This is a genomic window from Granulicoccus phenolivorans DSM 17626 = NBRC 107789 = JCM 15570 (assembly GCF_000423085.1).
In the GTDB taxonomy this organism is placed as follows: domain Bacteria; phylum Actinomycetota; class Actinomycetes; order Propionibacteriales; family Propionibacteriaceae; genus Granulicoccus; species Granulicoccus phenolivorans.
On record NZ_AUHH01000001.1, the window covers coordinates 111864 to 137054 of the forward strand.

26 protein-coding genes are annotated in these 25191 nt (G+C 70.5%); 10 read left to right on the forward strand and 16 right to left on the reverse strand.

Going from position 1 to position 25191, the window contains the following annotated elements; translation table 11 throughout:
- Nucleotides 1-14: 14 nt before the first annotated feature.
- The 6 genes from G531_RS0100615 to pdxH all read right to left on the reverse strand — a co-directional run bounded on the left by G531_RS0100615 (nt 15) and on the right by pdxH (nt 5572).
- Nucleotides 15-719: an ABC transporter ATP-binding protein gene (locus tag G531_RS0100615; protein ID WP_026925769.1), complete on the reverse strand. Its 705-nt coding sequence runs from the start codon at nt 717-719 to the stop codon at nt 15-17.
- Nucleotides 712-1497: an ABC transporter ATP-binding protein gene (locus tag G531_RS0100620; RefSeq protein ID WP_026925770.1), complete on the reverse strand. Its 786-nt coding sequence runs from the start codon at nt 1495-1497 to the stop codon at nt 712-714. Before G531_RS0100620 ends, G531_RS0100615 begins: the two co-directional genes overlap by 8 nt.
- Complete coding sequence (locus tag G531_RS0100625) at nt 1494-2534, reverse strand: branched-chain amino acid ABC transporter permease (RefSeq protein WP_081683703.1); 1041 nt, start codon at nt 2532-2534, stop codon at nt 1494-1496. Before G531_RS0100625 ends, G531_RS0100620 begins: the two co-directional genes overlap by 4 nt.
- Complete coding sequence (locus tag G531_RS0100630) at nt 2531-3418, reverse strand: branched-chain amino acid ABC transporter permease (protein ID WP_026925772.1); 888 nt, start codon at nt 3416-3418, stop codon at nt 2531-2533. Before G531_RS0100630 ends, G531_RS0100625 begins: the two co-directional genes overlap by 4 nt.
- A 145-nt stretch (nt 3419-3563) precedes the next feature.
- Entirely contained in the window at nt 3564-4727 is a 1164-nt protein-coding gene (locus G531_RS0100635) for an ABC transporter substrate-binding protein (protein ID WP_026925773.1), read from the reverse strand.
- A 149-nt stretch (nt 4728-4876) separates the two neighbouring features.
- Entirely contained in the window at nt 4877-5572 is a 696-nt protein-coding gene (pdxH, locus tag G531_RS0100640; RefSeq protein ID WP_026925774.1) for a pyridoxamine 5'-phosphate oxidase, read from the reverse strand.
- A gap of 36 nt (nt 5573-5608) precedes the next feature.
- Here pdxH and serC point away from each other — a divergent pair, with 36 nt between their 5' ends.
- The gene (serC, locus tag G531_RS0100645; protein ID WP_026925775.1) at nt 5609-6730 is read left to right on the forward strand and encodes a phosphoserine transaminase; all 1122 of its coding nucleotides are present in this window, start codon (nt 5609-5611) and stop codon (nt 6728-6730) included.
- A gap of 10 nt (nt 6731-6740) precedes the next feature.
- Here serC and G531_RS0100650 read toward each other — a convergent pair whose 3' ends face one another.
- The gene (locus tag G531_RS0100650) at nt 6741-8117 is read right to left on the reverse strand and encodes a hypothetical protein (RefSeq protein ID WP_026925776.1); all 1377 of its coding nucleotides are present in this window, start codon (nt 8115-8117) and stop codon (nt 6741-6743) included.
- 172 nt (nt 8118-8289) lie between these two features.
- Between G531_RS0100650 and G531_RS0100655 the strand changes: the two genes are divergently transcribed.
- Both G531_RS0100655 and G531_RS0100660 read left to right on the forward strand, forming a co-directional pair.
- The gene (locus G531_RS0100655; protein WP_060930009.1) at nt 8290-8919 is read left to right on the forward strand and encodes a DUF7691 family protein; all 630 of its coding nucleotides are present in this window, start codon (nt 8290-8292) and stop codon (nt 8917-8919) included.
- 4 nt (nt 8920-8923) lie between these two features.
- Nucleotides 8924-9400, forward strand: a complete 477-nt coding sequence (locus tag G531_RS0100660; protein ID WP_026925778.1) for a hypothetical protein — start codon at nt 8924-8926, stop codon at nt 9398-9400.
- Here the strand turns inward: G531_RS0100660 and G531_RS0100665 are convergent.
- The 5 genes from G531_RS0100665 to larE all read right to left on the reverse strand — a co-directional run bounded on the left by G531_RS0100665 (nt 9384) and on the right by larE (nt 13345).
- Nucleotides 9384-10886, reverse strand: a complete 1503-nt coding sequence (locus G531_RS0100665) for an NCS2 family permease (protein WP_051214836.1) — start codon at nt 10884-10886, stop codon at nt 9384-9386. The genes G531_RS0100660 and G531_RS0100665 overlap by 17 nt on opposite strands.
- A 43-nt stretch (nt 10887-10929) precedes the next feature.
- Nucleotides 10930-11151 (reverse strand): DUF2530 domain-containing protein, encoded by a 222-nt coding sequence (locus G531_RS19430; protein ID WP_051214837.1) that lies wholly within the window; start codon nt 11149-11151, stop codon nt 10930-10932.
- A 7-nt stretch (nt 11152-11158) separates the two neighbouring features.
- Complete coding sequence (locus G531_RS0100675) at nt 11159-11968, reverse strand: DUF3027 domain-containing protein (RefSeq protein ID WP_026925781.1); 810 nt, start codon at nt 11966-11968, stop codon at nt 11159-11161.
- Nucleotide 11969: 1 nt separating this feature from the next.
- Complete coding sequence (locus G531_RS0100680; RefSeq protein ID WP_026925782.1) at nt 11970-12353, reverse strand: cold-shock protein; 384 nt, start codon at nt 12351-12353, stop codon at nt 11970-11972.
- Nucleotides 12354-12454: 101 nt separating this feature from the next.
- Complete coding sequence (larE, locus tag G531_RS19435) at nt 12455-13345, reverse strand: ATP-dependent sacrificial sulfur transferase LarE (protein WP_051214838.1); 891 nt, start codon at nt 13343-13345, stop codon at nt 12455-12457.
- A gap of 36 nt (nt 13346-13381) precedes the next feature.
- Here larE and G531_RS0100690 point away from each other — a divergent pair, with 36 nt between their 5' ends.
- Genes G531_RS0100690 through G531_RS0100710 form a run of 5 tightly spaced genes read left to right on the forward strand, consistent with a single transcriptional unit; the run spans nt 13382 to nt 19577 of the window.
- Complete coding sequence (locus G531_RS0100690) at nt 13382-14254, forward strand: hypothetical protein (protein ID WP_026925783.1); 873 nt, start codon at nt 13382-13384, stop codon at nt 14252-14254.
- A gap of 59 nt (nt 14255-14313) precedes the next feature.
- Nucleotides 14314-16416 carry a helicase-associated domain-containing protein gene (locus G531_RS19440; protein ID WP_051214839.1) on the forward strand — a complete coding sequence of 701 codons (2103 nt, stop codon included), beginning with the start codon at nt 14314-14316 and terminating at the stop codon, nt 16414-16416.
- Nucleotides 16417-16469: 53 nt separating this feature from the next.
- Entirely contained in the window at nt 16470-17300 is an 831-nt protein-coding gene (locus G531_RS0100700; protein ID WP_145978708.1) for a hypothetical protein, read from the forward strand.
- The gene (locus G531_RS0100705) at nt 17300-18946 is read left to right on the forward strand and encodes a DNA repair helicase XPB (protein WP_026925785.1); all 1647 of its coding nucleotides are present in this window, start codon (nt 17300-17302) and stop codon (nt 18944-18946) included. Before G531_RS0100700 ends, G531_RS0100705 begins: the two co-directional genes overlap by 1 nt.
- Before the next feature lie 34 nt (nt 18947-18980).
- A complete protein-coding gene (locus tag G531_RS0100710) occupies nt 18981-19577 on the forward strand; it encodes a hypothetical protein (protein WP_145978707.1) in 597 nt (198 codons plus the stop codon).
- On the opposite strand, the gene G531_RS19445 is transcribed toward G531_RS0100710, so the two are convergent.
- The 4 genes from G531_RS19445 to groL all read right to left on the reverse strand — a co-directional run bounded on the left by G531_RS19445 (nt 19556) and on the right by groL (nt 23616).
- On the reverse strand, nt 19556-20149 hold the full coding sequence (locus G531_RS19445) for an NUDIX hydrolase (RefSeq protein ID WP_051214840.1): 594 nt from the start codon (nt 20147-20149) through the stop codon (nt 19556-19558). The two genes, G531_RS0100710 and G531_RS19445, sit on opposite strands and share 22 nt — an antisense overlap.
- 34 nt (nt 20150-20183) lie before the next feature.
- Complete coding sequence (locus G531_RS0100720) at nt 20184-20909, reverse strand: copper homeostasis protein CutC (protein ID WP_026925787.1); 726 nt, start codon at nt 20907-20909, stop codon at nt 20184-20186.
- Nucleotides 20910-20976: 67 nt separating this feature from the next.
- Nucleotides 20977-21804, reverse strand: a complete 828-nt coding sequence (locus tag G531_RS19450; protein WP_035756619.1) for a fumarylacetoacetate hydrolase family protein — start codon at nt 21802-21804, stop codon at nt 20977-20979.
- A gap of 186 nt (nt 21805-21990) precedes the next feature.
- Entirely contained in the window at nt 21991-23616 is a 1626-nt protein-coding gene (gene groL / locus G531_RS0100730; RefSeq protein WP_026925788.1) for a chaperonin GroEL, read from the reverse strand.
- 273 nt (nt 23617-23889) lie between these two features.
- Here groL and G531_RS0100735 point away from each other — a divergent pair, with 273 nt between their 5' ends.
- Together G531_RS0100735 and G531_RS0100740 are read left to right on the forward strand one after the other, a co-directional pair.
- A complete protein-coding gene (locus tag G531_RS0100735) occupies nt 23890-24294 on the forward strand; it encodes a hypothetical protein (RefSeq protein WP_026925789.1) in 405 nt (134 codons plus the stop codon).
- A 9-nt stretch (nt 24295-24303) separates the two neighbouring features.
- Nucleotides 24304-25131 (forward strand): hypothetical protein, encoded by an 828-nt coding sequence (locus G531_RS0100740; RefSeq protein ID WP_026925790.1) that lies wholly within the window; start codon nt 24304-24306, stop codon nt 25129-25131.
- Nucleotides 25132-25191 lie beyond the last annotated feature (60 nt).

Genomic DNA, 25191 nt, shown 5'->3' on the forward strand with positions numbered 1-25191 from the left:
CCGGCCGGCAGCGCTCAGCCCCCCAGGTAGGCCTGCTTCACCTCATCGGAGTCGGCGAGTTCACTGGCCTTGCCCGACAGCACGATCGTGCCGGTCTCGATCACGTACGCCCGGTGCGCGATCTGCAGGGCCATGTGGGCGTTCTGCTCCACCAGCAGCACGGTGGTCCCGGCCTCGTTGATCGCCCGGATGATGCTGAAGATCTCCTTGACCAGCAGCGGGGCCAGGCCCATCGACGGCTCGTCCAGCAGCAGCACCTTGGGCTGGTTCATCAGCGCCCGGCCCATCGCCAGCATCTGCTGTTCCCCGCCGGACAGGGTCCCGGCCAGCTGCCGGCGCCGGTCGGCCAGGCGCGGGAAGCGTTGGAAGACCTGTTCCAGGGTCTTGGTGTTCTTCGCCTTGTCGTGATGCAGATAGGCACCCAGTTGGAGGTTCTCCAGCACCGACATCTTCGGGAAGACCCGGCGCCCCTCGGGTACCTGGACCAGGCCCTTCTTCACCCGGGACTGGGCCGGGGCCCGGGTGATGTCGGCACCGTTGAGCACGATCTTGCCCCGGTAGGCCCGCTCCAGGCCGGAGGAGGTCCGCAGCGTGGTCGTCTTGCCGGCCCCGTTCGCGCCGATCAGGGTGACGATCTCGCCCTCGTTGACCTCCAGGGAGATCCCCTTGAGGGCCTCGATCGCGCCGTAGCGGACCTGCAGGTCATGGATCTCAAACATCGACGTCCTCTCCCAGGTAGGCCTCGATGACCTTGGCGTTGTTGCGTACCTCGTCGGGGGTGCCCTCGGCGATGACCACCCCGTGGTCGAGCACGTAGATCCGCTCGCAGATCTTCATCACCAGCGCCATGTCGTGCTCGATCAGCAGCACGGTCAGCCCGAACTCGCTGCGCAGCCGGCCGATCATCTCGGTCAGCTCGGCGGTCTCGTTCGGGTTCATCCCGGCGGCGGGTTCGTCGAGCAGCAGCAGGGTCGGCTCGGTGGCCAGGGCCCGGGCGATCTCCAGGTGTCGCTGGTCGCCGTAGGGCAGGTTCCGGGCCCGGGTGAGCGCCTTGTCCGCCAGGCCGACCCGGTGCAGCAGTTCCATACTGCGTTCGCGGATCTCCTCCTCCCGGCGGGCGAAGGGTGGCAGGTGGGTGAAGGCGGTGAACAGGCTGTACCCGTTGTTCTGCTGCAGCGCGATCTCGACGTTCTCCAGCGCGGTCAGTTGTTTGAACAACCGAATGTTCTGGAAGGTACGCCCGACCCCGGCCCGGCAGATCGCGTGCGGGCGTTTGCGGCCCAGGTTGATCTGCTTGCCGTCGCGGGTGAAGGTGATCCGGCCCGAACTGGGCGGATAGACGCCGGTGAGCAGGTTGAAGATGGAGGTCTTGCCGGCACCGTTGGGGCCGATCAGGCCGACCAGTTCGCCGGCCTCGAGGGTGAGGTTGACCTCCGAGACCGCCTTGAGGCCGCCGAAGCGCAGGGTGACGTTGTCGACGTCGAGAATCCGGGTCACGCCTTCGACTCCTTCTTCGTCCGGATCGGCAGGATCCGACCCAGGGCACGCACGGAGAACTCCCGGTTGCCGAGCAGGCCCTGGGGCCGGAACAGCATCAGCAGCACCAGGATCAGCGAGTACAGAATCATCTGGATCTCGGGGTAGCTCTGCAGGAACGTCGAGACCAGGCCCAGCACGATCGCGCCGAGCACCGAACCGGTCAGGCTGCCCAGCCCGCCCAGCACCACGATCACCAGGATGTTGATCGACAGCATGAAGCTGAACTGCTGCGGCTGGATGACGTAGAAGCTGGAGGCGTACAGGCCCCCGGCGATGCCGGCGAAGATACCGCCGACGGTGAACGCCAGGATCTTCACCCGGGTGGTGTTCACCCCGACCGCGGAGGCGGCGATCTCGTCCTCACGGACGGCGACGATGTCGCGGCCCTGGGCCGAGCCGAGCAGGTTCGACACCAGCAGGATCGTCCCGGCGGTGAGCAGGAACAGCCAGTTCCAGTCCACGTAGGACGGGATCCCGGACAGGCCCGCGGCCCCGTTGGTGATCTCCAGGTTCTGCAGCACCACCATGATGATCTGGGCCAGGCCCAGGGTGGCGATGGCGAGATAGTCGCCCTTCAACCGCAGCGTCGGTACGCCGATGGCGACCCCGACCACCCCGGCGGCCAGGCCGCCCCCGATCAGCCCGAGGATGAAGCCGACGATCTCGATGTCGGGGAAGGCCGAACTGAACGGCATCGTGATCAGCGCGCAGGTGTAGGCGCCGATCGCCATGAAGCCGGCATGCCCCAGGGACAACTGACCGGTGAACCCGACGATCAGGTTCAGGCTGACCGCGAGGATGATGTTGATGCAGATCGTGGTCAGCGTCGACATCACGTACGCGTCGAGCACGCCGACCGAGATCAGCAACCAGCCCAGGCCCCACACGACCAGCAGGATCGCGGCGGTGATGCCCAGCACGGCCGGGCGCGGCAGCGGATTGCGGACCGGCTTCGGGGGTGCGGTGATCAGGCTTGCGCCCTCGCCGGTGCTCATACCTTCTCCTTCACGTTCTTGCCCAGCAGACCCGACGGCTTGAGGATCAGAATGAGGATCAGGATCGCGAACACGACCGCGTCCTTCCAACTGGAGAAGCCGTACCCGGCCACCAGCGTCTCCACCCCACCGATCAGGAAGCCGCCCAACAGGGCACCGGGGATGATGCCGATGCCGCCCAGCACGGCGGCCACGAAGGCCTTCAGGCCGGGCAGGATGCCCATCAGCGGGTTGATCGAGTTGTAGTAGACACCGACCAGGACCCCGGCCGCACCGGCCAGCGCCGACCCGATCGCGAAGGTGAAGGAGATCGTGGTGTCCACGTTGATGCCCTGCAGCCGGGCCGCGTCCGGATCCTGGGAGACCGCGCGCATCGCCTTGCCGATCCGGGTGTAGCGGACGATCAGTTGCAGCGCGATCATCAACGTGATCGAGACCGCCAGGATCAGGATCTGGGCGCCGGTGATCACGATGTTGTCGGTGATCTTGATGGTGGCCCGCATGAAGTCGGGCAGCGCCGGGTAGGCGCGCGGATCGGGCCCCACGAAGTACATCATCGTGTACTCCAGCAGGAAGCTCATCCCGATGGCGGTGATCAGCACCGCCAGTCGGGTCTGTTTGCGCAGCGGTTTGTACGCCACCCGCTCGATCAACACCCCCAGCAGCAGACAGGTGATGATCGCCAGGGCCAGGGAAGCGAAGAAGTTGAGCCGCAATGTGGTCATGCCGGCGTACCCGACGAAGGCGCCGACCATGAAGATGTCGCCATGGGCGAAGTTGATGAGCTGGATGATGCCGTAGATCATCGTGTAGCCCAGGGCGATCAGGGCGTAGATGCTGCCGAGCGCCAGGCCGTTGATCAACTGTTGGATCAACTGCTCCATGCCTGTCTCCTCTCTGGTTGGGGCCGAATCTGCGGTGCCGGGAAGACGGTACGGGGAGTGCGCCGAATCGACCCACTCCCCGCAGCCGCGCGTATCGAGCACGTCATTTTGTCACGACGGACCCGACTTGAGCGATCAGGTTCGCTCAGGCATCGAACTTTTCTGCCGCTGCCTGGACACCGTTGCGCATCTCGATCACGGTGACCGACTTGACCGCGTTGTGGTTGGCATCCACCGAAATGGTGCCGGTGACGCCCTGGAAGTCCTTGGTCGCGGCCAGCGCCTTCTCCAGATCGGCGCCGGTGGTGGCACCGCCCTGCAGGCCGTTGGCGACGAACTTCAGCGTGTCGTAGCCCAGCGCGTTGAACGCGTCGGGCTCCTTGTTGTACTTCGCCTTGAAGTCGGTGATGAACTTCTGCACCGCCGGATCGGTGGACAGGCTGGAGTAGTGGTTGGAGAAGAACACGTTGGTCAGCGCGTCCTTGCCGGCCAGCTCGGCCAGCTTGGGCGAGTCGAAGCCGTCGGCCCCCACGATCGGCTGGGTGATCCCCTGGGCGCGGGCCTGCTTGATGATCAGGCCGGCCTCGGAGTAGTAGCCGGGCAGGTAGATCATGTCGAACTGCTGGCCGCGGATCGCGGTCAGGATGGCGTTGAAGTCGGTGTCGCCCTTGTTGTACGACTGCTTGGAGACCACCTTGCCACCGGCCTCGGTGAAGGTCTTCTCGAAGCTGGCGGTCAGGCCCTTGGAGTAGTCGGAGGAGTTGTCGGTCAGGATCACCGCGGACTGGGCGTTCTTCTTCTCCCGGGCGTACTTCGCCATCGCGGTGCCCTGGTAGGAGTCGGAGAAGCAGGTGCGGAAGGCGTACTGCTGCACCTTGCCCTGGGCGTCGACGGTGACATCGTCGGCGGTCGCCGAGCCGGTCACGACCGGGACCTTGGACTTGTCGGCGACCGGGATGGTGGCCTTGAAGGCGCCGGAGGTGGCCGGGCCGATCTGGGCGATGACCTTGTCCTGGGTCATCAGCTTGGTGGCCAGCGTGGTCGCCTCGGAGGCGGTGGACTTGTTGTCGTACTTGACCAGCTCGATCTTCTTGCCCTTGATGCCGCCGGCGTTGTTGATTTCCTCGGTCGCCATTTCGATGCCCTCGACGTTGGCCTGACCGTAGGTGGCCACATCGCCGGACAGCTCGTAGTTCACGCCGATCTTGATGGTGTCACCGCTGGCCGCGGTCCCCGAGCCGCCGCCACACCCGGTCAGCAGACCCACGGTGACTGCGGCGCTGGCGATGATCTTCCACGCCTTCTTCATGCCATTCTCCTGATTCGGGCCCGGAAATCGACGCCCCCCATGGCCGCCGCCGGACCAATGTCCATCGTCTAACAGGTTGCGATGGGATGCGAGAGCGACGCTTGGATGAAATCGTTCCGTTACTTTTGAGTAAGGACGAATTCATCGGCTCAGGGTTGCAGCCGCTCCCGGTGCCAGGCCGATCCCGCGGCGGTCTCCGCCCGCCGGTAGCGCAGCCGGTCGTGCAGCCGGCTCGGGCGGCCCTGCCAGAACTCCAGCTCGGACGGGGTGACCGCGTAGCCACCCCAGCCGGGCGGGCAGGGTACCTGGGCGGTCCCGTCGGCGGCGACCGGGAAGCGGGCCGCCGCGGCGGCGTACGCCTGCTGCAGCGCGTCGGCCGACGCGATCGGTTCGGACTGGGCCGAGGCCCAGGCCCCGATCTGCGACCCGAGCGGGCGGGTGGCGAAGTACTCCTCGGACACCGCGCGGGGCACCCGGACCGCGGTGCCGGTGATCCGCACCGCCCGGAACAGGCTGGTCCAGTGGAACTGCAGCGCCACCCTCGGGTGCGCGGCGATCTCGCGGCCCTTGGCCGAGTCGTAGTGGGTGAAGAAGGTGAACGTGCCCGCGGTGACCGCTTTCAGCAGCACCGTCCGGGCCCGGGGAACCGGGGTCCCGTCAGCGGCGACCGCGACGGTGGCCAGCACCATCGCGCTCGGCTCGAGCAGCCGTCCGGCGTCCTTCTCGGCGAAGGCGTCCTCCAGCCAGCGCTCGAACAGGGCCAGCGGATCGGGCCCGGCTTCCTCCTCCAGCAGACGTTGAGCGGCGTAGTCGAGCCGTTCGGCGGCCAGTTCCTCGGCATCCATGAACCAAGCGTCCCACGCCCGCGCGGGCGCGGCAGAATGTGGGGCATGCTGGTGATTCCCCCGATGATGTTGCCCCGCGACGGCCGGTTCGGCGCCGGTCCGTCCAAAGTTCGCGCCGAGTCCGTCGACGGTCTGGTCAGCGTGTCCCGCAACGTCCTGGGGACCTCGCACCGGGCGGCGCCGGTGCGGGACCTGGTGGCCCGGATCCGGACCGGCCTGGGTGAGCTGTACGCCCTGCCCGACGGCTACGAGATCATCCTCGGCAACGGGGGCGCGAGTGCCTTCTGGGACGCGGCGGTGTTCAATCTGATCTCCCGGCGCTCGGCCCACGGCTGCTTCGGGGAGTTCTCCACCAAGTTCGCCTCCGCCGCCCAGCGCGCCCCGCACCTGGCCGATCCGGCGATCGCCAAGGTCGATGCCGGATCGGTGGTGCTGCCGCCGGCCGACGCCGAGGCCGATGTGTACGCCTGGGCGCACAACGAGACCTCCACCGGCGCCGTCGCTCCGGTGTACCGGATGGGCTCCGGGGACGCGCTCACCGTGATCGACGGCACCTCCGCCGCAGCCGGGATCCCGGTCGAGCTGAGCGAGCTCGACGTCTACTACTTCTCCCCGCAGAAGGGCTTCGGCTCCGACGGCGGCCTGTGGTTCGCGGTGTGCTCGCCGCGGGCGCTGGCCCGGATCGCGGAACTGGCCGCCGGGGACCGGTGGATCCCCGACTTCCTCAACCTGCAGTTGGCGGTGGAGAACTCCCGCAAGGAGCAGACGCTGAATACCCCCGCGGTGGCGACCCTGGTGTTGATGGAGCAGCAGCTGCAGTGGCTGCTGGCCTCCGGCGGGATGGCGTACGCCGTCGCGCGCACCACGGCCTCCTCGGCGCACCTGTACGCGTGGGCCGAGCAGCACGAGCTGGCCACCCCGTTCGTGGCCGACCCGGCGTACCGCTCACCGGTGATCGGGACGATCGACTTCGCTGACAGCGTCGACGCCGCCGCCCTGGCCGCGACCCTGCGGGCCAACGGCATCGTGGATGTGGAGCCCTATCGCAAGCTGGGCCGCAACCAGCTGCGGGTGGGGATGTTCGCCGCGGTCGATCCGGAGGATGTGGCGGCGCTGACCGCCTGCATCGATTGGGTGCTGCAGCAGACCCGGAGCTGAGTCCGCCGGGTCAGCGGATGTTGGTCGGGTCGTCGTCGTCCCCGCGCGGGGTGTCGGTGTTCCAGAACTCGCCGGAGGCGTACAGGTCGAAGGGCATCCCCTCATCCGCCGCCGGCACCACCGGCTGCGGATTGGTCGGATCGGACTGGGCGGCGGCCGGTACGCCGCCACCGAGATGCTCGTTGCCGGCCGCGCCACCGGCGTCGGCCGGGCCCGGCGCCGCCCGGCGGGCCCCGTAAGGGGCGAACGGCTGCTCCGCCGGCGCCTCGGCCCCGGCGGCGGAGTCGGTCGGCTCCTTGGGCACCCGGCCCAGCACTTCGGTCTCCTCCTCGACCTCGGCCGCGGCCCGGCGCCGCCGCCCGCGGACCCAGGGCTCCCAGAAGTAGGCGACCAGCCCGGCCAGGACGGCCACGAGCGCCGCCAGAATCAGCACCACCAGGGTGCCGCTGCGGTTGCCCGGTGCGGTGGGCGACTCATCGGGTTGGGCCGCCATCTGCCCGGGAGCCGAGGCCTGCGCGCTGGGCTCCATCGTGGGCGGCACCGAGGAGACCGGCACCGTGGTGGTCTCCCCCGCCGCGGGGACCGGCACCCGGAGCACGTCGGAGGGGGTCCCCTCCGAGCCCACCAGCAGGCCGTCGCCGCTGAGCGGGGCCGTGATCGACTCCCCCTGCGGCTGGTACGGCAGGGCCGCCCGGGCGAGGGATTTGTACTGACTGTCCAGGATCTCCACGGTGGTGTAGGTACGTACCGCGATCCGGTCGCCGTCCAGCGCGGTGGCGTCGGTGATCCAGGCGGGCGCATCGGCGACCCGGGTCAGTTGGTTGACCCCCTGGGCCGTCGGCCGCGCCGGCGCCCGATAGATGCCACCCTGCTGACCGGTGGTGATGATGGTGAGTTGCCCGTTCGGGTCGACCACCATCGCCTCGGCGTCGTGGCGCCCATCGGGGTACACGAAGTCCCAGGAGCGGTAGGAACCGCCGTGGTCACCGCTGAAGGACGGGTTGTCGAAGAAGTACACGGTGATGTGCTCGCGGGCGCCCTGCTTGTCCCCGATGTCGCCCACGTACAGCCGGGTTCCGGTGTAGGTGATGGCCTCGATATCGACCGGGGTCGCCCCGAACTCGAAGATGCCGGCCACACTGCCATCGGGTTTCAGGCCGAAAACCTGCCCGGTGTTGCCGGCATCGTTGGCCGTCCAGTACAGGCCGCGGGTGTAGTCGACCGCGAGCCCGGAGGCCTTGGTGATCTGCGGATCGGTGATGCTGAACTCGACCCGGTCCTGACCATGGGCGCCGGGCGCCACCACGCCGACGGCCAGCACGGCCGCGCCCAGCGCACCCGCGACCCGGCCGGCCCAGCGGCCCCCGCCCGAGGTTGCCCCGCTCACCGGAGGGCCTGCCAGGCGGCTCCGACAACGACAATCACCAGCAGCAGGAGCATCACTCCGCTGACAATGGCTCGACGGCTCCGCAGTTTCACTCGGCCCACACTAGCCGGGCAGACAACCTGCGGCCGCATCCACGCGGCCTGTCGGTAGCGTTGCGTCCGAGGAGGGGATGATGTCTGACCTGCACCTGTACGCCCTCAGCATCAATGAGGTCCGCGACCTGGTCGGTGCCGAACCGGCCCACGCCGCCCGGCTGCGGGAGCAGGTCCGGCCGCTGCTGACCGAGCCGGTCGTGGCGCCGCGGGGGTGGAGCCGACTCTTCGCCCGCGGGCCGCGACCGGATCCGGGGCAGCCGACCGAGGCGGACGTGGAGGCGGTGCTGTCGGGGCGCTGGGCTCCCCCGGAACGGGCGGTCAACACCTGGCGCGCCCTGGAACTGCTGATCCGGATCCGGGCACTGGGTTCGTGCGCCCTCCCGCTCGCCCCGGACGGGATCGAGGGCTTCGACTTCGCGGTGACCCGCGCCGGCGCCCCGGCCAATGCGGGCCTGGGCACGGTCCTGCGCGCCGGCTCGCGGATCGGACTGCCGCCCAACCCGGCGGTGGTGACCGGCTATCTGCCCTATGCCCAGGCCCAGTTGATGGCCCAGGGCCTGACCGGGATCCGACTGGAGGACGCCGGCCACCGGGCCGTGCTCGGCACACTCGTGGGGTTTCTCGCGACGTTCCCGCGCTGGGCCGGCGAGGCCGCGACCGCCGGCCGGCCGCAACCCGATCTGCTGGCGATCTGGACGCTAGGCTGACCCGGTGGCCCAGACTTCGACCATTCGTACCACCGGACTCACCCGGGCCCACCTGTGGGTGGTCAGCCTGCTGATCGCCGCGGCCGTCGGCGGGTTCGTCGTCTGGTCGGTGGGCAAGAACCAGGCCATCGTGGCCGCGATCACCTGCACCCTGGCCGCGATCGCCTTCAGTGTCTTCGGCGGCCCGCAGCGCCGGGCCCGGGTGCTGGAGATCAGCGACGACGGGCTGAGGGTGCTCCGGTTCAACCGGATCCGCACCGATCTCGACCGCGCCGAACTGGCCGCCGCCGAGGTCACCCCGGGCCGGCTGGAGCTGACCCCGAGCGACCCGGCCGCCTTCGTGGCCGCGCACCCCGAACTGGGCGATCAGGTGCCGGTGAGCATTCCGATCGGCACCGGCGAGGCCACCGCGACAGCGGTGCGGACGGCGCTGGCCGAGCACCGGATCCCGGCCCCGCCCCGGGCTACAGCAGCGCCGTGATCAGGCCCTGCCCGAAGTAGACGACGAACAGCAGGGCCACCACGTACATCAGCGGGTGCACCTCGCGGGCCTTCCCGCGGACCACCTTCAGCACCACGAAGAAGATGAATCCCGCCCCGATGCCGGCGGTGATGGAGAAGGCGAACGGCATCAGCGCCACGGTCAGGAAGGCCGGCAGGCCGTCCTCGATGTCGTCCCAGTCGATCACCCGGACGCCGCCCATCATCAGATAGCCGACGAACACCAGCACCGGGGTGACCGCCTCCGAGGGCACCACGTTGATCAGCGGCGCGAGGAAGGTCGCCAACAGGAACGCGGCCCCGGTGACCAGGTTCGCCACGCCGGTCCGCGCCCCCTCCGCCACCCCGGAGGCCGACTCGATGAACGTGGTGTTGGAGGAGACCGAACCGACACCGCCGGCCACCGCCGACAGCGAATCGACGACCAGGATGCCGGTCAGGTGCGGCGGGTTGCCGTCGTGCTGCAGCAGATGTCCCTCGGCACCGACGGCCACCACGGTGCCCATCGTGTCGAAGAAGTCGGCCAGCAGCAGCGAGAAGATGAGCAGCACCAGCATCACCACGGTGCCGAAGTTCGCCCCCGCGAACGCGCCGATCAGGTCGACGCGACCGATCAGGCCGAAGTTGGGCAGCGCCACCAGATCCTGGATCGTCGGAACGTTCAGGGCCCAGCCGTGCGGGTTGGCGTCGGTACGCCCGCCCACGTGGGCCACCGCCTCGATGATCACCGCAATAACGGTGGAGGCGATGATCGAGATCAGCAGGGCGCCGCGGACCTTGAGCGCCGAGAGCACCGCGACCAGCAGCAGGCCCACCACGAACACGAACATCGGCCAGCCGATCAGCGAGCCCCCGATGCCCAGTTCCAGGGCGGCGGTGCCCGGGGGCTTGCGGATGATCCCGCCGTCGATGAACCCGACCAGCGCGATGAACAGGCCGATACCGACCGAGATCGCCGCCCGCAGGGACCGGGGCACCGCCCGGAAGACCGCGGTCCGGAAACCGGTGAGCACCAGGACCAGAATGATGATCCCCTCCCAGACCACCAGCCCCATGGCCTGGGGCCAGGTCATCGTCGGGGCGATCACGTACGCCAGCAGCGCGTTGAGGCCCAGCCCGGTGGCGATGGCGACCGGATACCGGCCGACCACCCCCATCAGGATGGTCATCACCCCGGCGACCAATGCGGTGGCGGCGGCCACCATACCGATGGTGGTGGCCTGGTTCTCCGGGGTCGGGGTCAGCCCGGAGATGAGCAGGCCCTGCGCGTCGGTCGCGGTGCCGATGATCAGCGGGTTCAGCGCGATGATGTAGGCCATCGAGAAGAAGGTGACCAGGCCACCGCGGACCTCGCGGCTCAGGTTCGAGCCGCGGGCGGTGATGGCGAAGTAGCGGTCCACCGAACTCGTCGGCGGTGGAGTGGCGACGGCGGTGGAGGAGTCGGCGGGAGGCACGTCAGCTGGCATGGCGCCAGTATGTCGGTAGTGGGGTGACGGCGGCGTTACGGGGTCAGACCCGGCGCATCCCGTGTCGCAGCAGACCGATCCCGGTGAACACCACGCCGAGCCCGGTGCCGGTCAGCGCGGTCCACAGCCACCAGGTGTGACCGGTGGCGGCCAGCAGGTCGGTCCGGGTCCCGAGGATGAGCGCGGCCACCGCCCAGGCCAGCGTCCCGATCAGGGCAATCGCGGTCCGGTGGGTCCGCATCGGGGGAATCTGGGCCTGCTTCATGTCCGGGTCAGTCGAACAGCGAATCGTCGGTGGTGATGGTGTCCCACACCGGCGGCGGGATCTCCACCCCACGCTCGGGCGCCACGACGTCCGAATGGCCGCCACAGCCGTGGCCGAGGCTGACCACGTGCCCGTCGGACGGGGAGTAGCGATTGGCGCACACTCCGAACAGCCGGCCCAGGCTGCCGCCCAGCCGGACGAAGTAGCCGCAGTCGACGCACTCCCCCGGGGCCGCCCGGGTCAGTTCGTTGTCCGGGCCACCGGGACCGTCCAGCCAGCGATCGACCGCTTCGTCGCGCCCCTCCCGGGACAGCACCCGCTGGCGACCCAGGCCGAGCTCGGCGACCAGGGCCCGCAGCTGGCTCGCCTCGGCCGGGTCGGTGTCGGCGGCCAGTTCGCCGCCGGTGTAGCCCGGTTCCAGCCGCGGATCGTTGTCCGGCGTCGGCAGGACGCTGCCCGGGACCAGGTCGCCGTCGCCGATCCGGTCGGTCCACGGCACCCAGGCCGGCGCCACCAGGGATCCCTCGCCGGGCAGCAGGCTCACCTCGGTGACGGTGACCTTCTTCGCCCGGGCCGCCCGGGCCACGGTGACCGCCCAGCGCCACCCGCGATAGCCGGGATGGGAGCACACGAACCAGTGTGTGGCGACCCGATCCGCCTCCGCGGTACACCCGAGGTGCTCCCCGACCGTCATGGTCGCGTGGGCCGCCTCATTGGCGGCCGCGCGCGCGGCGTCCACGGCGTCGGCCAGCGTGGGATCCAGCTTCGGCCGGGCCGTCCGCGCCCGGGGCGGGGTGGCGACAGCGGTCTCGGTCAATTCACAACTCCAACTCGTCGGCGACCGCACGCAGCACAGTGGCCGTCTTGGCCGCGGTCTTGGGATCGGGGTAGCGCCCGTGCCGGTAACCGTTGCCCAGATGATCCAGCATCTTGATCAGGTCCTCCACGATCAGCTGCATCTGGTCGGTCTTCTTGCGGCTCGCCTTCGACAGCGACGGCGGGGTGTCGATCAGCTCGACCGACAGCGCCTGCTCACCCTTGCGGGTCTCCACGACGCCGAACTCCACCTTCTGCCCCGATTTGAGGGTCGTCACACCGGCCGGGAGCGCATTGGCGCGCACATAGACGTCGCCGCCCCCTTCCTTGCTCAGGAAACCAAAGCCCTTGTCCGCGTCATAGAAACGGACCTTGCCTACCGGCACCGCAACCTCACTCACTCGGTCTGTGGACACATCATGTCACCCGGCTCCGGGCGCGCGCAGGCACGCTACAGGTGGCCCTGGGGGCCCCGGGTCCGGCCATCCTACCCTGTCGGGCCAACCGGAGGGACCACCGCGGATCCGGTCCGGCCGGGCCGCAGCGCGTCGTTCAGCGACCCGGAACGAAACGCCCGCAGGTCCACCTCGGTGAAGTCGTGCGCCCGCACCACCGCACCCAGGTCGGCCCGGTCGGCGTCGGTCAGGGCGGCCAGGCAGGCCTGATCGAGTTCCAGGCGCGCCGCCCCGGCCCCCAGATCGCGCACCCGCAGATCCCGGACCCGGTCGCCGAGTCGCGCGCGGACGGCGGCCTCGGCGCGCTCCACCCGGGCCAGCCGGTGCGGGGTGATCTCGATCCCGTACGCGATCCGCGAACTCAGACAGGCGGCGGCCGGCTTGTCCCAGGTGGGCAACTGCCAGGCCCGCGACAGCGCGCGGACCTGCGCCTTGGTCAGGCCGGCATCGGCCAACGGGGTGATCGCCCCGCGTTCGGCGGCGGCCCGGATCCCCGGCCGAAACCCGGCGACGAGGTCATCGGCATTGGTGCCGGTGGCAACCTGCCAGCCCCGTTCGGTGGCCAGTGGCTGCAGCCGCTCCAGCAGTTCGGATTTGCAGAAATAGCAGCGGTCGCCGGCGTTGGCGCGATATCCGGCGCGATCCATCTCGTGGGTGTCGATCACCCGGTACTCGACCCCGAGCGAGGCCGCGTACGCCCGGGCGGGGTCACGTTCGGCCAGCGGCAGCGAATCCGAGGCGGCGGTGGCGGCCAGCACTCGCTGCACCCCCAGGGCGCGGACCGCGGCAGCCAGCACCAGGGCACTGTCGGCGCCGCCGGAGAACGCCACGACCACCCCCGGGTGCGCTGCCAACCCGGCCAGCAGCCGACCCTCGGCCGCAGCCAGTTCCGCGGTCACCCCGCCCACCTCGACCTCGTTCATCTCTCCCAGGCTACCCGTCCCCCTAGGATGGGTCCTATGGCGAGTTGGGAGGACGGACCCGAGTACGCGCCGCTGGCGCGCCCCGAACAGTTCGCGGCGCCCCGGGTGGCGCCGCTGGACCGGGCGCCCGAACCGCCGCGTCCAGCCGCTGACCTGCCGACCGATCACCCCCGGTGGGAGCAGCCCCGGGACGCGAAACCGCTGGACGAACTGGTCCCCGATCTGCCGGCGGCCCGCGATCCGCATCAGCCGTTCGACGCGCCCGCGGCCACCCTCACCACCTACGACACGGCCTGGGGCGCCGCGCACACCGTGCTCGGGGACTGGGCCCCGCCCACCGACGCCCCGATCGAGGCCGCGCCCGGCCCGGCCCCCCGCCCCACCGCCGACGGCGCGGCCGCGCCGGTGCTGGTCCGGCACGATCCGAACCGACCGATCACGCTGACCCGGACCCGCGAGCAGGTGCAGCGTCCCGGCCCCGAGCAGCCGATCGGGGCGCAGCCCGGAACCCCGGGCTGGTTCGGGCCCGGACAGTGGGCTCCCCCCGCCCCGCAGAATCCCGGGCTGTCGCTGCGCTCGTTCGTCTCGGGCCTCAGCGTCCCGTTGCTGATCACGCTGCTGGCCGGTGGCCTGATCCTGCCGCTGTCCCCGCTGTTCTTCGTCGCCGCGGCGATCTGTTCCCGGTTCGTGCGCTACCGACGCAGCTGGGTCCGCTCGGCGTTCATCGTGTGCGGGGCGATGCTGGGGACCGCGTTGATCATGGGGGCGCTGTTCACCGCCGAGGTCGGCGGCATCTGGAACATCCTGTCCTGGTCCAGCCTGTTCGCCTCCTGGGCCTGCCTGATCTGGTCGTCCGGCCTGGTGATCTCCGCCCTGCGACAGCACGAGCGCCCCGAAGCCAGGGGCTGATCCGCCTGCCCGAGCAATCCGACCCGCGTACGTTCGCCGAGGCGATCCGCCGGCTCGACGTGGCCGGCGTACGGACCCTGCTGCGGCACCGACCCGACCTGGCCGCGCCGCGGCCGGCCGACCTGGGCGAGGTGGCCGTCCGGGCGGCGACCGTCTCCTCGGTGCACCGGGCCCTGGACCGGCTGAACGCCTGGCAGCACCTGGTCCTGGAGGCGGTCGCCGCACAACCCGACCCGACCCGCACCGAGGATGTCGCCGCCCTGCTGGGCGCCGACCCGGAAGCGGTCGCCACCACCATCGACCTGCTCGCCGACCAGGCCCTGCTGTGGCGCTCGGCGGCCGGACTGCACCTGGTCCGCCAGGTCCGCGCCGAGTTCGAGCTGTGGCCCGGCGGACTCGCCGCCCCCTCGACCGAGCCCCTCACCGCCGCGGAGATCGACGCCGCCGTCGCCGCCGCCCCGCACGGCGGCGAGGTGCTGCGCCGGCTGTGCTGGGGCCCGCCGACCGGGACCGTGCGCAACGCCGACCGCCCGGTCAGCGCCGACTCGGCGAGCACCCCGGTCGAGGAGTTGCTCGCCCACCGGCTGCTGCGAGCGGTGGACCACGAGACGGTGATCCTGCCGCGCGAGGTCGCCCTGCACCTGCGCGGCGGCTTTGCCCCGGAACCGGTTCCGGTGACCGCGCCCGAACTGACCGGGCAACGGCGGCCGGCCAAGGTGATCGAGCACACCGCGGCCGGTGCGGCGAACGAGTTCGTCCACGATGTCGAGTCGGTGCTGACCGAGCTCGAGGGGCTGCGCCCCGGCCTGCTGCGCACCGGCGGGATCTCGATCCGCGACCTGGGCGCCCTGGGGCGCCGGCTCGGCCTGGCCGAGTCCCGGGTCCGGCTGTGTCTGGAGATCGGGACGGCCGCCGGCCTGGTGCTGGCCGCGGTACCGGCGTTGCAGTTGACCACCGCCTTCGACCGCTGGCTGACCCGCTCCACCCTGGACCGGTGGCAGCTGCTGGCCACCACCTGGGTGGACACCCCGCGCTGGTACCTCACCGAGGGCCACTGCCTGGGGCCCTCGGGGGAGGCGCCCTGGGCGCCGGCGCTGCGCCGCCGGCTGCTGCGCAATCTGGTGAAGCATCCGCTGCAGGTCCCCGACCCGGACTCGCTGATCGCGCTGCTGCGCTGGCAGCACCCCGGGTGGAGCGCGGACTCCCTGGCCGTCCGGGTGCCGCAGCTGATGACCGAGGCCTCCCTGGTCGGCCTGCTCGGGATGGGCGCGGTCTCCGGACTGGCCGCCGCCGGGCTCGGTGAGCCGGTGCCCGAGCACCTGACCGAACTCTTCCCGGCCCCGCTGGACTCGGTCCTGCTGCAGGCCGATCTGACCGCGGTCGCGCCGGGTCCATTGGCCGGCCGGGTGGCCGCCGAGCTGCGCCTGTTCGCCGAGCAGGAATCCCGCGGGGTCGGTGCGGTCTACCGGTTCACCGCGGCGAGCGTACGCCGGGGCTTCGACGCCGGTCGCAGCGCCGAGGACCTGGAACAGTGGCTGGCCACCCACTCCAGCACCGGGGTGCCGCAGCCGCTGCGGTATCTGATCGCCGACGTGGCCCGGCGCCACGGCACGGTCCGGGTCGGGCAGGCCACGGCGTACGTGCGGATCGATGACGAGGCGGTGCTCAGCCGGATCCTGGCCCAGCCCGGGGCCGACGGTCTCGGGCTGCGCCGGATCGCGCCGGGCGTCCTGGTCGCCGCGGTGGAGCCGGGCGAGGTGGTGGAGTTTCTGCACGGTGCCGGGCTCGCGCCCGGCGCGGAGGACGCATTCGGCCGGCTGGTCCGGGCCCCGGCCCCACCCCGGGCGACCGCGCGCCGAACCGCGCCGGTGCAGCGACCACCGGCCGACCCGACGGCGCTGGCCGAGGACCTGGTCGCCCAGGCCGAGGCGGTCCGCGAACGGACCCGGAACTCGCGGACGGTGCAGGAGGAGCTCGCCGCCGCGGTCGCGGCCCGCACTCCGGTCCGGGTGGACTTCGTCGCCGATGACGGCACCCCGGTGAGCCGTACGCTGACCCCCCTGGTGGTCGCGGCCGGGATGACCCGGATGCAACCGGCCGACGGGCCGACGCTGGCGATCCCGATCGCCCGGATCCGTTCGGTGCGACCGATCGGGGCGTGACGACGTTCCGTTCCGTTCCGTGAATTTGGTCACGTTGTGACTACACTGGCCCCATGCTGGGACACAGGCGGGGATTCATCGCCGGAGTCGCGAGCGGTGCCGCCCTTGCGACGCTGGTTGTGGCGCCCTTGTCCCTGCTCACCGGCTCCGGCGGGCCGAAGGCTGCCCCGCAGGCCACCGCGCCCCGGACGCCGCGGCTGCCACCCGAGCCGACCGCTGCCCCGCTGGCCACCGGCACCCCCCGGACGAGCGTCCCGGCCGAACCGACCGTGACCCCCGAGTCGACCCCCGACATCGAGCAGACCGTCGCGCAGCCCACGCAGACCCATGCCGGCCCCGGCCTGGATCCGACGGTGGCCGAGACCTCCCGCAGCCTGCCCGGCCGGACCCGGTCGGCGACCGCCGAGGAGGGGCCGGAGGGCACCGCCACCGCCACCCGCAGCCCGCGGCAGACGGTGGCGCGCACCACCCGGGCCGTGCCGGAGCAGGTCGTCCCCGGGAAGTTCAGCGTGCACGTGGTCGGCAATTGTGAGTCCGACACCGGCATCGTGGTGGAGTGGACCGCCTCGGCCAACGCGGTCGAATATGTCGTGACCGTGGCCGGGCCGATGTCCGGCGGCGGGCGGACCACCGCGCTGCGGATGGAATTGGAATGCCCGACCCAGACCGGAACGGTGAGCATCCGCATCGATGCGCTGCCGCCCGGGGGAACGCCGGCGACCAGTTCCTCGACGACGTTCTATGTGCAGCCGCCGCTGGACGATCCGCCCCCGTCCTCGCCGCCGGCCTCGGTGTCGCCCAACGGCGCCGGCACCCGCTCCGACACCACCGACCGGACCCCGTCGGGGCTGACCCGATCCCCGTCGAAGTCCGCCACCCCCTGATGCCGGGTCCCCTTGTCGTTCAGTCCGACCGCACGCTGCTCCTGGAAGTCGAACATCCCGATGCCGAGGCGTGCCGGATCGCGATCGCGCCGTTCGCGGAGCTGGAGCGCGCCCCCGAACACATCCACACCTACCGGATCACCCCGCTGGGGCTGTGGAACGCCCGCGCCGCCGGCCATGATGCCGAGACCGTGGTCGATGCACTGATCACCCATTCGCGCTACCCGGTGCCGAGTTCGCTGTTGATCGACATCACCGAGACGATGGCCCGGTACGGCCGGCTGCGGATCGAGAAACATCCGGTGCACGGCCTGGTCCTGGCCTCCACCGACCGGGCGGTGCTCACCGAGGTACTCCGTTCGGCGAAGGTGAAGGGCCTGGTCGGAGCGCGGATCGATGACGACACCGTGGTGGTGCACCCCTCCGAGCGCGGTCATCTCAAGCAGGTGCTGCTGAAGCTCGGCTGGCCGGCGGAGGATCTGGCCGGCTACGTCGACGGGGAAGCCCACGAGATCGACCTGGCCGACGGCGAATGGCAGGTCCGGCCGTACCAGAAGCTGGCGGCCGAATCGTTCTGGCACGGCGGCTCGGGGGTGGTGGTGCTGCCCTGCGGGGCCGGCAAGACGATCGTCGGGGCGACCGCGATGTCGCTGGCCCGCTCGACCACGTTGATCCTGGTCACCAACACCGTCTCCGCGCGCCAGTGGAAGGACGAACTGCTGCGCCGCACGACCCTGACCGCCGATGAGATCGGTGAGTACTCCGGGCAGAAGAAGGAGATCCGGCCGGTCACGATCGCCACCTACCAGGTGATCACGACCAAGCGCAACGGCATCCACCCGCACCTGGAGCTGTTCGATGCCCGCGACTGGGGGCTGGTGATCTACGACGAGGTCCACCTGTTGCCGGCCCCGGTGTTCCGGCGTACCGCCGATCTGCAGGCGCGGCGCCGGCTCGGCCTGACCGCGACCCTGGTCCGGGAGGACGGTCGCGAGGACGACGTGTTCTCCCTGATCGGGCCGAAGCGCTTCGACGCGCCCTGGAAGGAATTGGAGGCCCAGGGCTGGATCGCGCCGGCCGACTGCGTCGAGGTCCGGGTCACCCTGACCGACGACGAGCGCCTGGCGTACGCCCTGGCCGAACCGGATGTGCGCTACCGGCTGGCCTCGACCGCGGAATCGAAGACGCGGGTGGTGCTCGACCTGGTCGCCCAGCACGCCGGGGTCCCGCGGCTGGTGATCGGCCAGTACGTCGAGCAGTTGGACGAACTGGCCGAGCGGCTGGGCGCCCCACTGATCAAGGGCGAGACCAGCACCAAGCAGCGGCAGAAGTTGTACGAGCAGTTCCGCAGCGGCGAGATCGATCTGTTGGTGGTCTCCAAGGTGGCCAACTTCTCCATCGATCTGCCCTCGGCCCAGGTGGCGATCCAGGTGTCGGGTGCCTTCGGGTCCCGGCAGGAGGAGGCCCAGCGGCTGGGCCGGCTGCTGCGGCCCAAGGACGGCCGGACCGCCCGGTTCTACGCGGTGGTGGCCCGCGACACCGTCGACCAGGAGTTCGCCCAGCATCGGCAGCGCTTCCTCGCCGAGCAGGGGTACGCGTACCGGATCTTCGACGCGGAGGAGATCTCCGGGATCGAAGATCTGTAGGATCCCTCCGACCCGGGCGAAGGAAAGAGACAGCGTGAGCAAAGAGACGATGAACGAGGGCGACGGCATCGACCTGCGCCGCCGGATGCCCTTCATTGTGCTCGGCGCGGCGCTGGTGATCGGCCTGATCATCGGCGCGGTGGTCTGGTTCGTGCAGAGCCGCCCCGATCCCGCCCGGACCGAGACCGGGAACAATGCCCCGGAGACCTCGCTGACCCCACGCACCGGCACCCCGGCGCCGGTCCAGGCCGGGGTGCTCGGCCAGCCCACCGAGATCGTCGGGCTGTACGGGACCGGTTCGGTGGTGGTGAACCGGGCCACCTGGCACACCACCGGGGACATCGTGCCGGCCGCGGGCCGGCAATACCTCACCGTGGAGTTCGAGGTGACCGCCCAGGGCGGCGCGATCGCCCTGCAGAAGGAGATGTTCACCGCCTACGAGGCGAACAAGACCGAGCACGTGCCGACCATCGGGGCCGGTGAGAACAACGACCTGGGCAATATCGAGGCGGTCCCCGGCACTCCGGCGCAGTTCACCGTGTCCTTCGATCTGCCGCCCGGGGCGACCACGGTGATCCTCACCGATGAGGGCTTCAACCCACTGGTGGTCTACGAGGTGCCCGGACCCTGACCGTTCCCGCCGCCGGACGGGAACTGCCCCGGCAGCACCGGGACGCTGGATTCCTCGGTCATCCCGAAGGCGACCGGCCGCTGGTCGGGACGGTCGATCAGATCGACCAGCCGCAGCAGGTACGCCGGCCAGATCTCCGCATCGGGGTCGACCAACTCGGCCAACGGCCACCAGCGCCACTGCTGCAGGGTGAGCCGCTCGTCGGCAGTGTGGTTGCTGGTGTCGAGCTCGAAGGGCCGCTCCAGGCGCACCGCGAAGAAGGTCTCGCGCTGGTGCGCGACCTGATCGGAGTAGCCGTGGATCGCGACCCGGTCCCCCAGCGGACCGATCAGTTCGGACTCGGCGACCTGCAGCCCGGTCTCCTCCCACAGTTCGCGGACCCCGGTGCCGCGCTCGGACTCCCCCGGATCCATCCCGCCGCCCGGGGTGGTCCACCACAGCGAGCCGGGCGTACCGGGATCGGTGTCGGCCAGCAGCAGGACCCGCTCCTGGGCCAGCACCACCAGCCGGACGGCCACGCGGGTGCGGATCGGGCGGGCCGCCGGGTCGACGGCAATGTAGTCGCGCTCCATCGGGCTTCCTCCTGGGTCGGACACTCCGCTCACCCTACTGCGCCGGTGTCGTGCGCCCGGCGTACGCCCGCGCCACCTCCGCATCGACCAGGCGCCGCCAGGAGCCGACCAGATCGGGGTCGACGTACTCCCGGAAGGAGCCGTGCGGGCGGACCTGTTCGGCCAGGTGGAAGGCGGTGATCCGGGCCCGGGCCAGCCACGGCACGTGTTCGGGCAGCAGGCCGCCCCCGGCCATCGCCAGCGCGGCGATCCGCCGGTCGCTGCGGGCGAAGGCGATCAACTCATCCAGGCCGTACGCCAGGCCGCGCGGCGAGCCGGCCGATTGGACCTGGTCCAGGCCGGGGGCCGGCAGCAGGGTGGTCCACGCCAGCGCCGGATCCAGCACCGAGTCGAAGGCGCGATGGAAGGTCCAGGGCCAGTCGACCCCGGCCAGCAGGCCGGCCAGGACCTCGGTGTCGATCTCCTCGCGCCCGTTCAGGAAGCCCATCACGATCCCGTCGGCGCCGGCGTCCAGATAGCTGGCGGCCAGGCCGCGCAGCCGGGCGAACTCGCCACCGTCGGTGGAGAATCCCTCGCGCAGCCGCAGCCGGACCCGGATCTCCAGGTCGACGGCATCGCGGACCTTCTCCACCAGTTCCGGATCCGGGGACATGCCGCCGAACTCCAGTGACCCGATCACCTCGACGCGGTCGGCCCCGCCCGCGGCCGCGCGTTGCGCGTCGGCTGGGGTCAGGACCAGCACCTCCACCAATCCGGTCATGGATCCAGTGTGCCGCCGCCCCTGCCCGGTGCCCGGCAGGGGCGGCGCAACACGCCGGGACGCGGGGTCAGCGGGTGCGGAAGGTGTTGCGCAGTACGCCGATCCGTTCGACCTCGACCTCGACCACGTCGCCGGGGTTGAGCAGCACCGGAGGCTTGCGACCGATCCCGACCCCGCCGGGGGTGCCGGAGGCGATCACGTCGCCGGGCAACAGGGTGACGGTATCGGTGATGTACTCGATGATCCGGGCCACGTCGTGGATCAGCAGGTCGGTGTTGGAGTCCTGCATCACCTCCCCGTTCACCCGGGTCTGCACCTGCAGGCCGGTGCCGCCGGCGGGCAGTTCGTCGGCGGTCACCAGTTCGGGGCCGAGGACGCCGGAGGCGTCGGCGTTCTTGCCCAGGGTGAACTGGGTGGTCTCGGTCTGCTTGCGCCGGGCCGACACGTCGTTGAACACGCTGTAGCCGAACACGTGGGCCAGCGCGTCCGCGCGGGTGGCGCCGAAGACGGAATCCTTGATGATGACCGCCATCTCGACCTCCCAGTCCAGGCCGTCCTCGTTCGGCGGCACCGGGATCACGGTCCCGTCCACCGACAGGGACTGGGCCCAGCGGCCGAAGATCATCGGGTACTCCGGCAGGTCCATGTCGGTGAGTTCCTTGGTCTCATCGGCGTGGGAGTGGTAGTTCACCCCGACGCAGAAGATCCGGGAGGTGTCGGGGACCACCGGCGCCTCGGTCAGTTCGGCGCGCTGCAGTTCGGCGCCCGGTCGGGGCTGCTCGCCGCGAGCCACGGCCTCGTAGTACGCCCGGATCTCGCCCAGATCGGTGACCCGGTCCCCCTCGACCTGCCCGATGTGGCGTACGCCCTCGTGTTCGAATCCGATCAGTCGCACAGTAATCCTCCGTCCCGGCGATGTCCCCGATGACACCGCTCACCCCGATCCTGCCAAATCGCGCCGGGTCGTCGCGACCGGGGCTTGCCGATCAGCGGAACGCCGCGAGCACCCGTCGGAACAGACAAAGGTGGGCAGCCCCCACGGGGACTGCCCACCTGAGTGTGTCGGATCAACCGGCGGGGCTCAGAAGCCCATGCCGCCCATGTCCGCGGCCTCGGAGCCGGCCATCGCCGGAGCAGGCTCCGGCTTGTCGGCGATGACGGCCTCGGTGGTCAGGAACAGCGCGGCGATCGACGCGGCGTTCTGCAGCGCCGAGCGGGTCACCTTGGCCGGATCGATGATGCCGCTGGCGACCATGTTCACGTACTCGCCGGTGGCGGCGTTCAGGCCCTCGCCGGCGGGGAGGTTGGAGACCTTCTCCGCCACGACGCCCCCCTCGAGGCCGGCGTTGACCGCGATCTGGCGCAGCGGGGCCTTGCAGGCCTCGAACACGATGTGCGCGCCGGTGGCCTCGTCGCCGGTCAGCTCCTCGACCGAAGCGGACTTGGACGCCTGGATCAGCGCGACACCGCCGCCGGGGACGATGCCCTCCTCCACGGCCGCCTTCGCGTTGCGCACGGCATCCTCGATGCGGTGCTTGCGCTCCTTGAGCTCGACCTCGGTGGCCGCGCCGACCTTGATCACCGCAACGCCACCGGCCAGCTTGGCCAGCCGCTCCTGCAGCTTCTCCCGGTCGTAGTCGGAGTCGGAGTTGTCGATCTCGTTGCGGATCTGGGTGACCCGCCCGGCGATCTGATCCGGCTCCCCGGCGCCCTCGACGATGGTGGTCTCGTCCTTGGTGACGCGGACCGAACGGGCCTGGCCCAGCAGTTCCAGAGTGACCGCGTCCAGCTTGAGGCCGACCTCTTCGGAGATGACCTGGCCGCCGGTGAGGATCGCGATGTCGTTCAGCATGGCCTTGCGGCGGTCGCCGAAGCCCGGGGCCTTGACCGCGACGGACTTGAAGGTGCCGCGGATCTTGTTGACGATCAGGCCGGCCAGGGCCTCACCCTCGACGTCCTCGGCGATGACGACCAGCGGCCGCGAGCTCTGCATGACCTTCTCCAGCACCGGCAGGAGGTCCTTCAGGCTGCTCACCTTGGAGTTGACCAGCAGGATGTAGGGGTTGTCGAAAACCGCTTCCATCCGCTCGGTGTCGGTGACGAAGTAGGGCGAGATGTAGCCCTTGTCGAAGCGCATGCCCTCGGTCAGCTCGAGGTCGAGCCCGAAGGTGTTCGACTCCTCGACGGTGATGACGCCTTCCTTGCCGACCTTGTCCATCGCCTCGGCGATGATCTCACCGACGGTGGGGTCGGCGGCCGAGATCGACGCGGTAGCAGCAATCTGCTCCTTGGTCTCGATCTCGGTGGACATCGCGGCCAGTTCCTCGCTGATCGCGGCCACGGCCTTCTCGATGCCCTTCTTCAGGCTCATCGGGTTGGCACCGGCGGTCACGTTGCGCAGGCCCTCGCGGACCATGGCCTGGGCCAGCACGGTGGCGGTGGTGGTGCCGTCACCGGCGACGTCGTCGGTCTTCTTGGCGACTTCCTTGACCAGCTCGGCGCCGATCCTCTCGTACGGGTCCTCCAGCTCGATCTCCTTGGCGATGGAGACACCGTCATTGGTGATCGTGGGGGCTCCCCACTTCTTCTCCAGGACGACGTTGCGTCCCTTCGGGCCCAGGGTCACCTTGACCGCGTCAGCGAGCTGGTTCATCCCAGCCTCGAGCGCGCTACGGGCCTCGATATCAAATTCGATGAGTTTAGCCATGTGTTCCGGGAGTCCTCCCGCATCGGGGGCCGGTCGGCCCCGCTAGGATTTGTTGTCTTGAGGCGTACGGGTCCGGCCGGACACCTGGTGGGTGCCCGGTGGGCGTACTCCGGTTGTTCGCCAAGACGATGCCCGCGACGGACGGCCACATGGGCCTCACCAACTTGACGGTGGCACTCTCACCGGGAGAGTGCTAACTCATTTTTAGCACTCGCCCCAAGGGAGTGCAAACGTTTCGCGGGCTTGATTTCGCCCGACAGGAGACTATGACCGATGGAATGGCGCCGGCGCTGGTACGCCAACTTCGTCAACCTGTCGACGCCGCTGGGGCTGCTGATCGCCGCCGCCGGCCGGGCCCGACTGCGGCCGGGGCCGCGCGGGCTGATCCTGGCCGAGGGGTACCGGTGGCGTTTTCCGGATGCGGTCGCCTTCACCGTCGGCAATGTGGTGCTCACCGGCTCCGATTTCGACCGGTTGCGCGTGGTGTTGCCCGAGGTGCTGGCGCACGAGGAGCGACACAGTACGCAGTGGGCCCGCTGGGTCGGGCTGCCGTTCCTGCCGGCCTATGGTGCCGCGCTGGCGTGGTCGTGGCTGCGCACCGGGGACCGGGCGGCGTACAACCGGTTCGAGCAGGAGGCCGGCCTGGTCGCCGGAGGGTATCGACCCGCCGACGGTTAGGCTCCCGCCGTGACTGCCGCCCCGCCGCCCTTTCCGCATCAGGCCCCCGGACCCAATGAGGCCGAGGCGTACCGGATGATCGCCGAGCTGTTGGCCCGGACCCGGGTGTGGGAGGAGCAGTCGGCGTACCTGACCGGAGCCCTGGCCGAGGCCGGTGGCACCGTGTCGAACCCCTGGGTCACCCTCACCATGCTCGGGGGGCGGATCCAGGAGTTGGAGTTCACCGACAAGGTGCCCGGGGCCAGCCCGGTCCGGGTGCGCGAGGCCGTCCGCGAGGCGTACGCCCGGGCGGCGGCGCTGGCCAATGACGCGGTGGCCGAGGCGACCGGGCGGGTGCTCGGGCCCGAGGCTGCTCGGGCGATCCGGGAGTCGGTCGCCCCCGAGATCCGCGAGGCCGCCGAGGACCTGCCGGCGCAGGATCCGCCGACCACCGGCTGGCCGGCCGCCGAGGTCGGGCAGGCGGATCTGGATCGGCTGGACGCGCTGCTGGACAGCATCGACACCGAGGCACTGATCGCCGCGACCGATCCCCGCGACTACCTGGCCGACCTGGGCTACCACGAGGTCCCGCACGCCGCCTCGGCGGACTGGCAGGCCGATCTGGACCGGGAGGTGGCCGCGATCACCGCGAACGCCGAGGGGCTGGCCGAACGGCTGGGCGCGATCCGGGTCGAGCGGGTCGCCTCCACCTGTGCGGTGACGGTCAACGGGCACGGCGCCCTGCTGGATTTTCGGCTGCGGCCGGCCGCGGCGTCCCGCTCGGCCGCCGAACTGACCGCGGAGTTCGCCGCGACCTACGAGCAGGCGCTGGCCGAGGCGAGCCAACAGGCGCACTGACCGGCACTTTCCGGTTTGCCGCACACCCGGCCGGGCCCGCGGCGGGGTTACCGTTCCCCT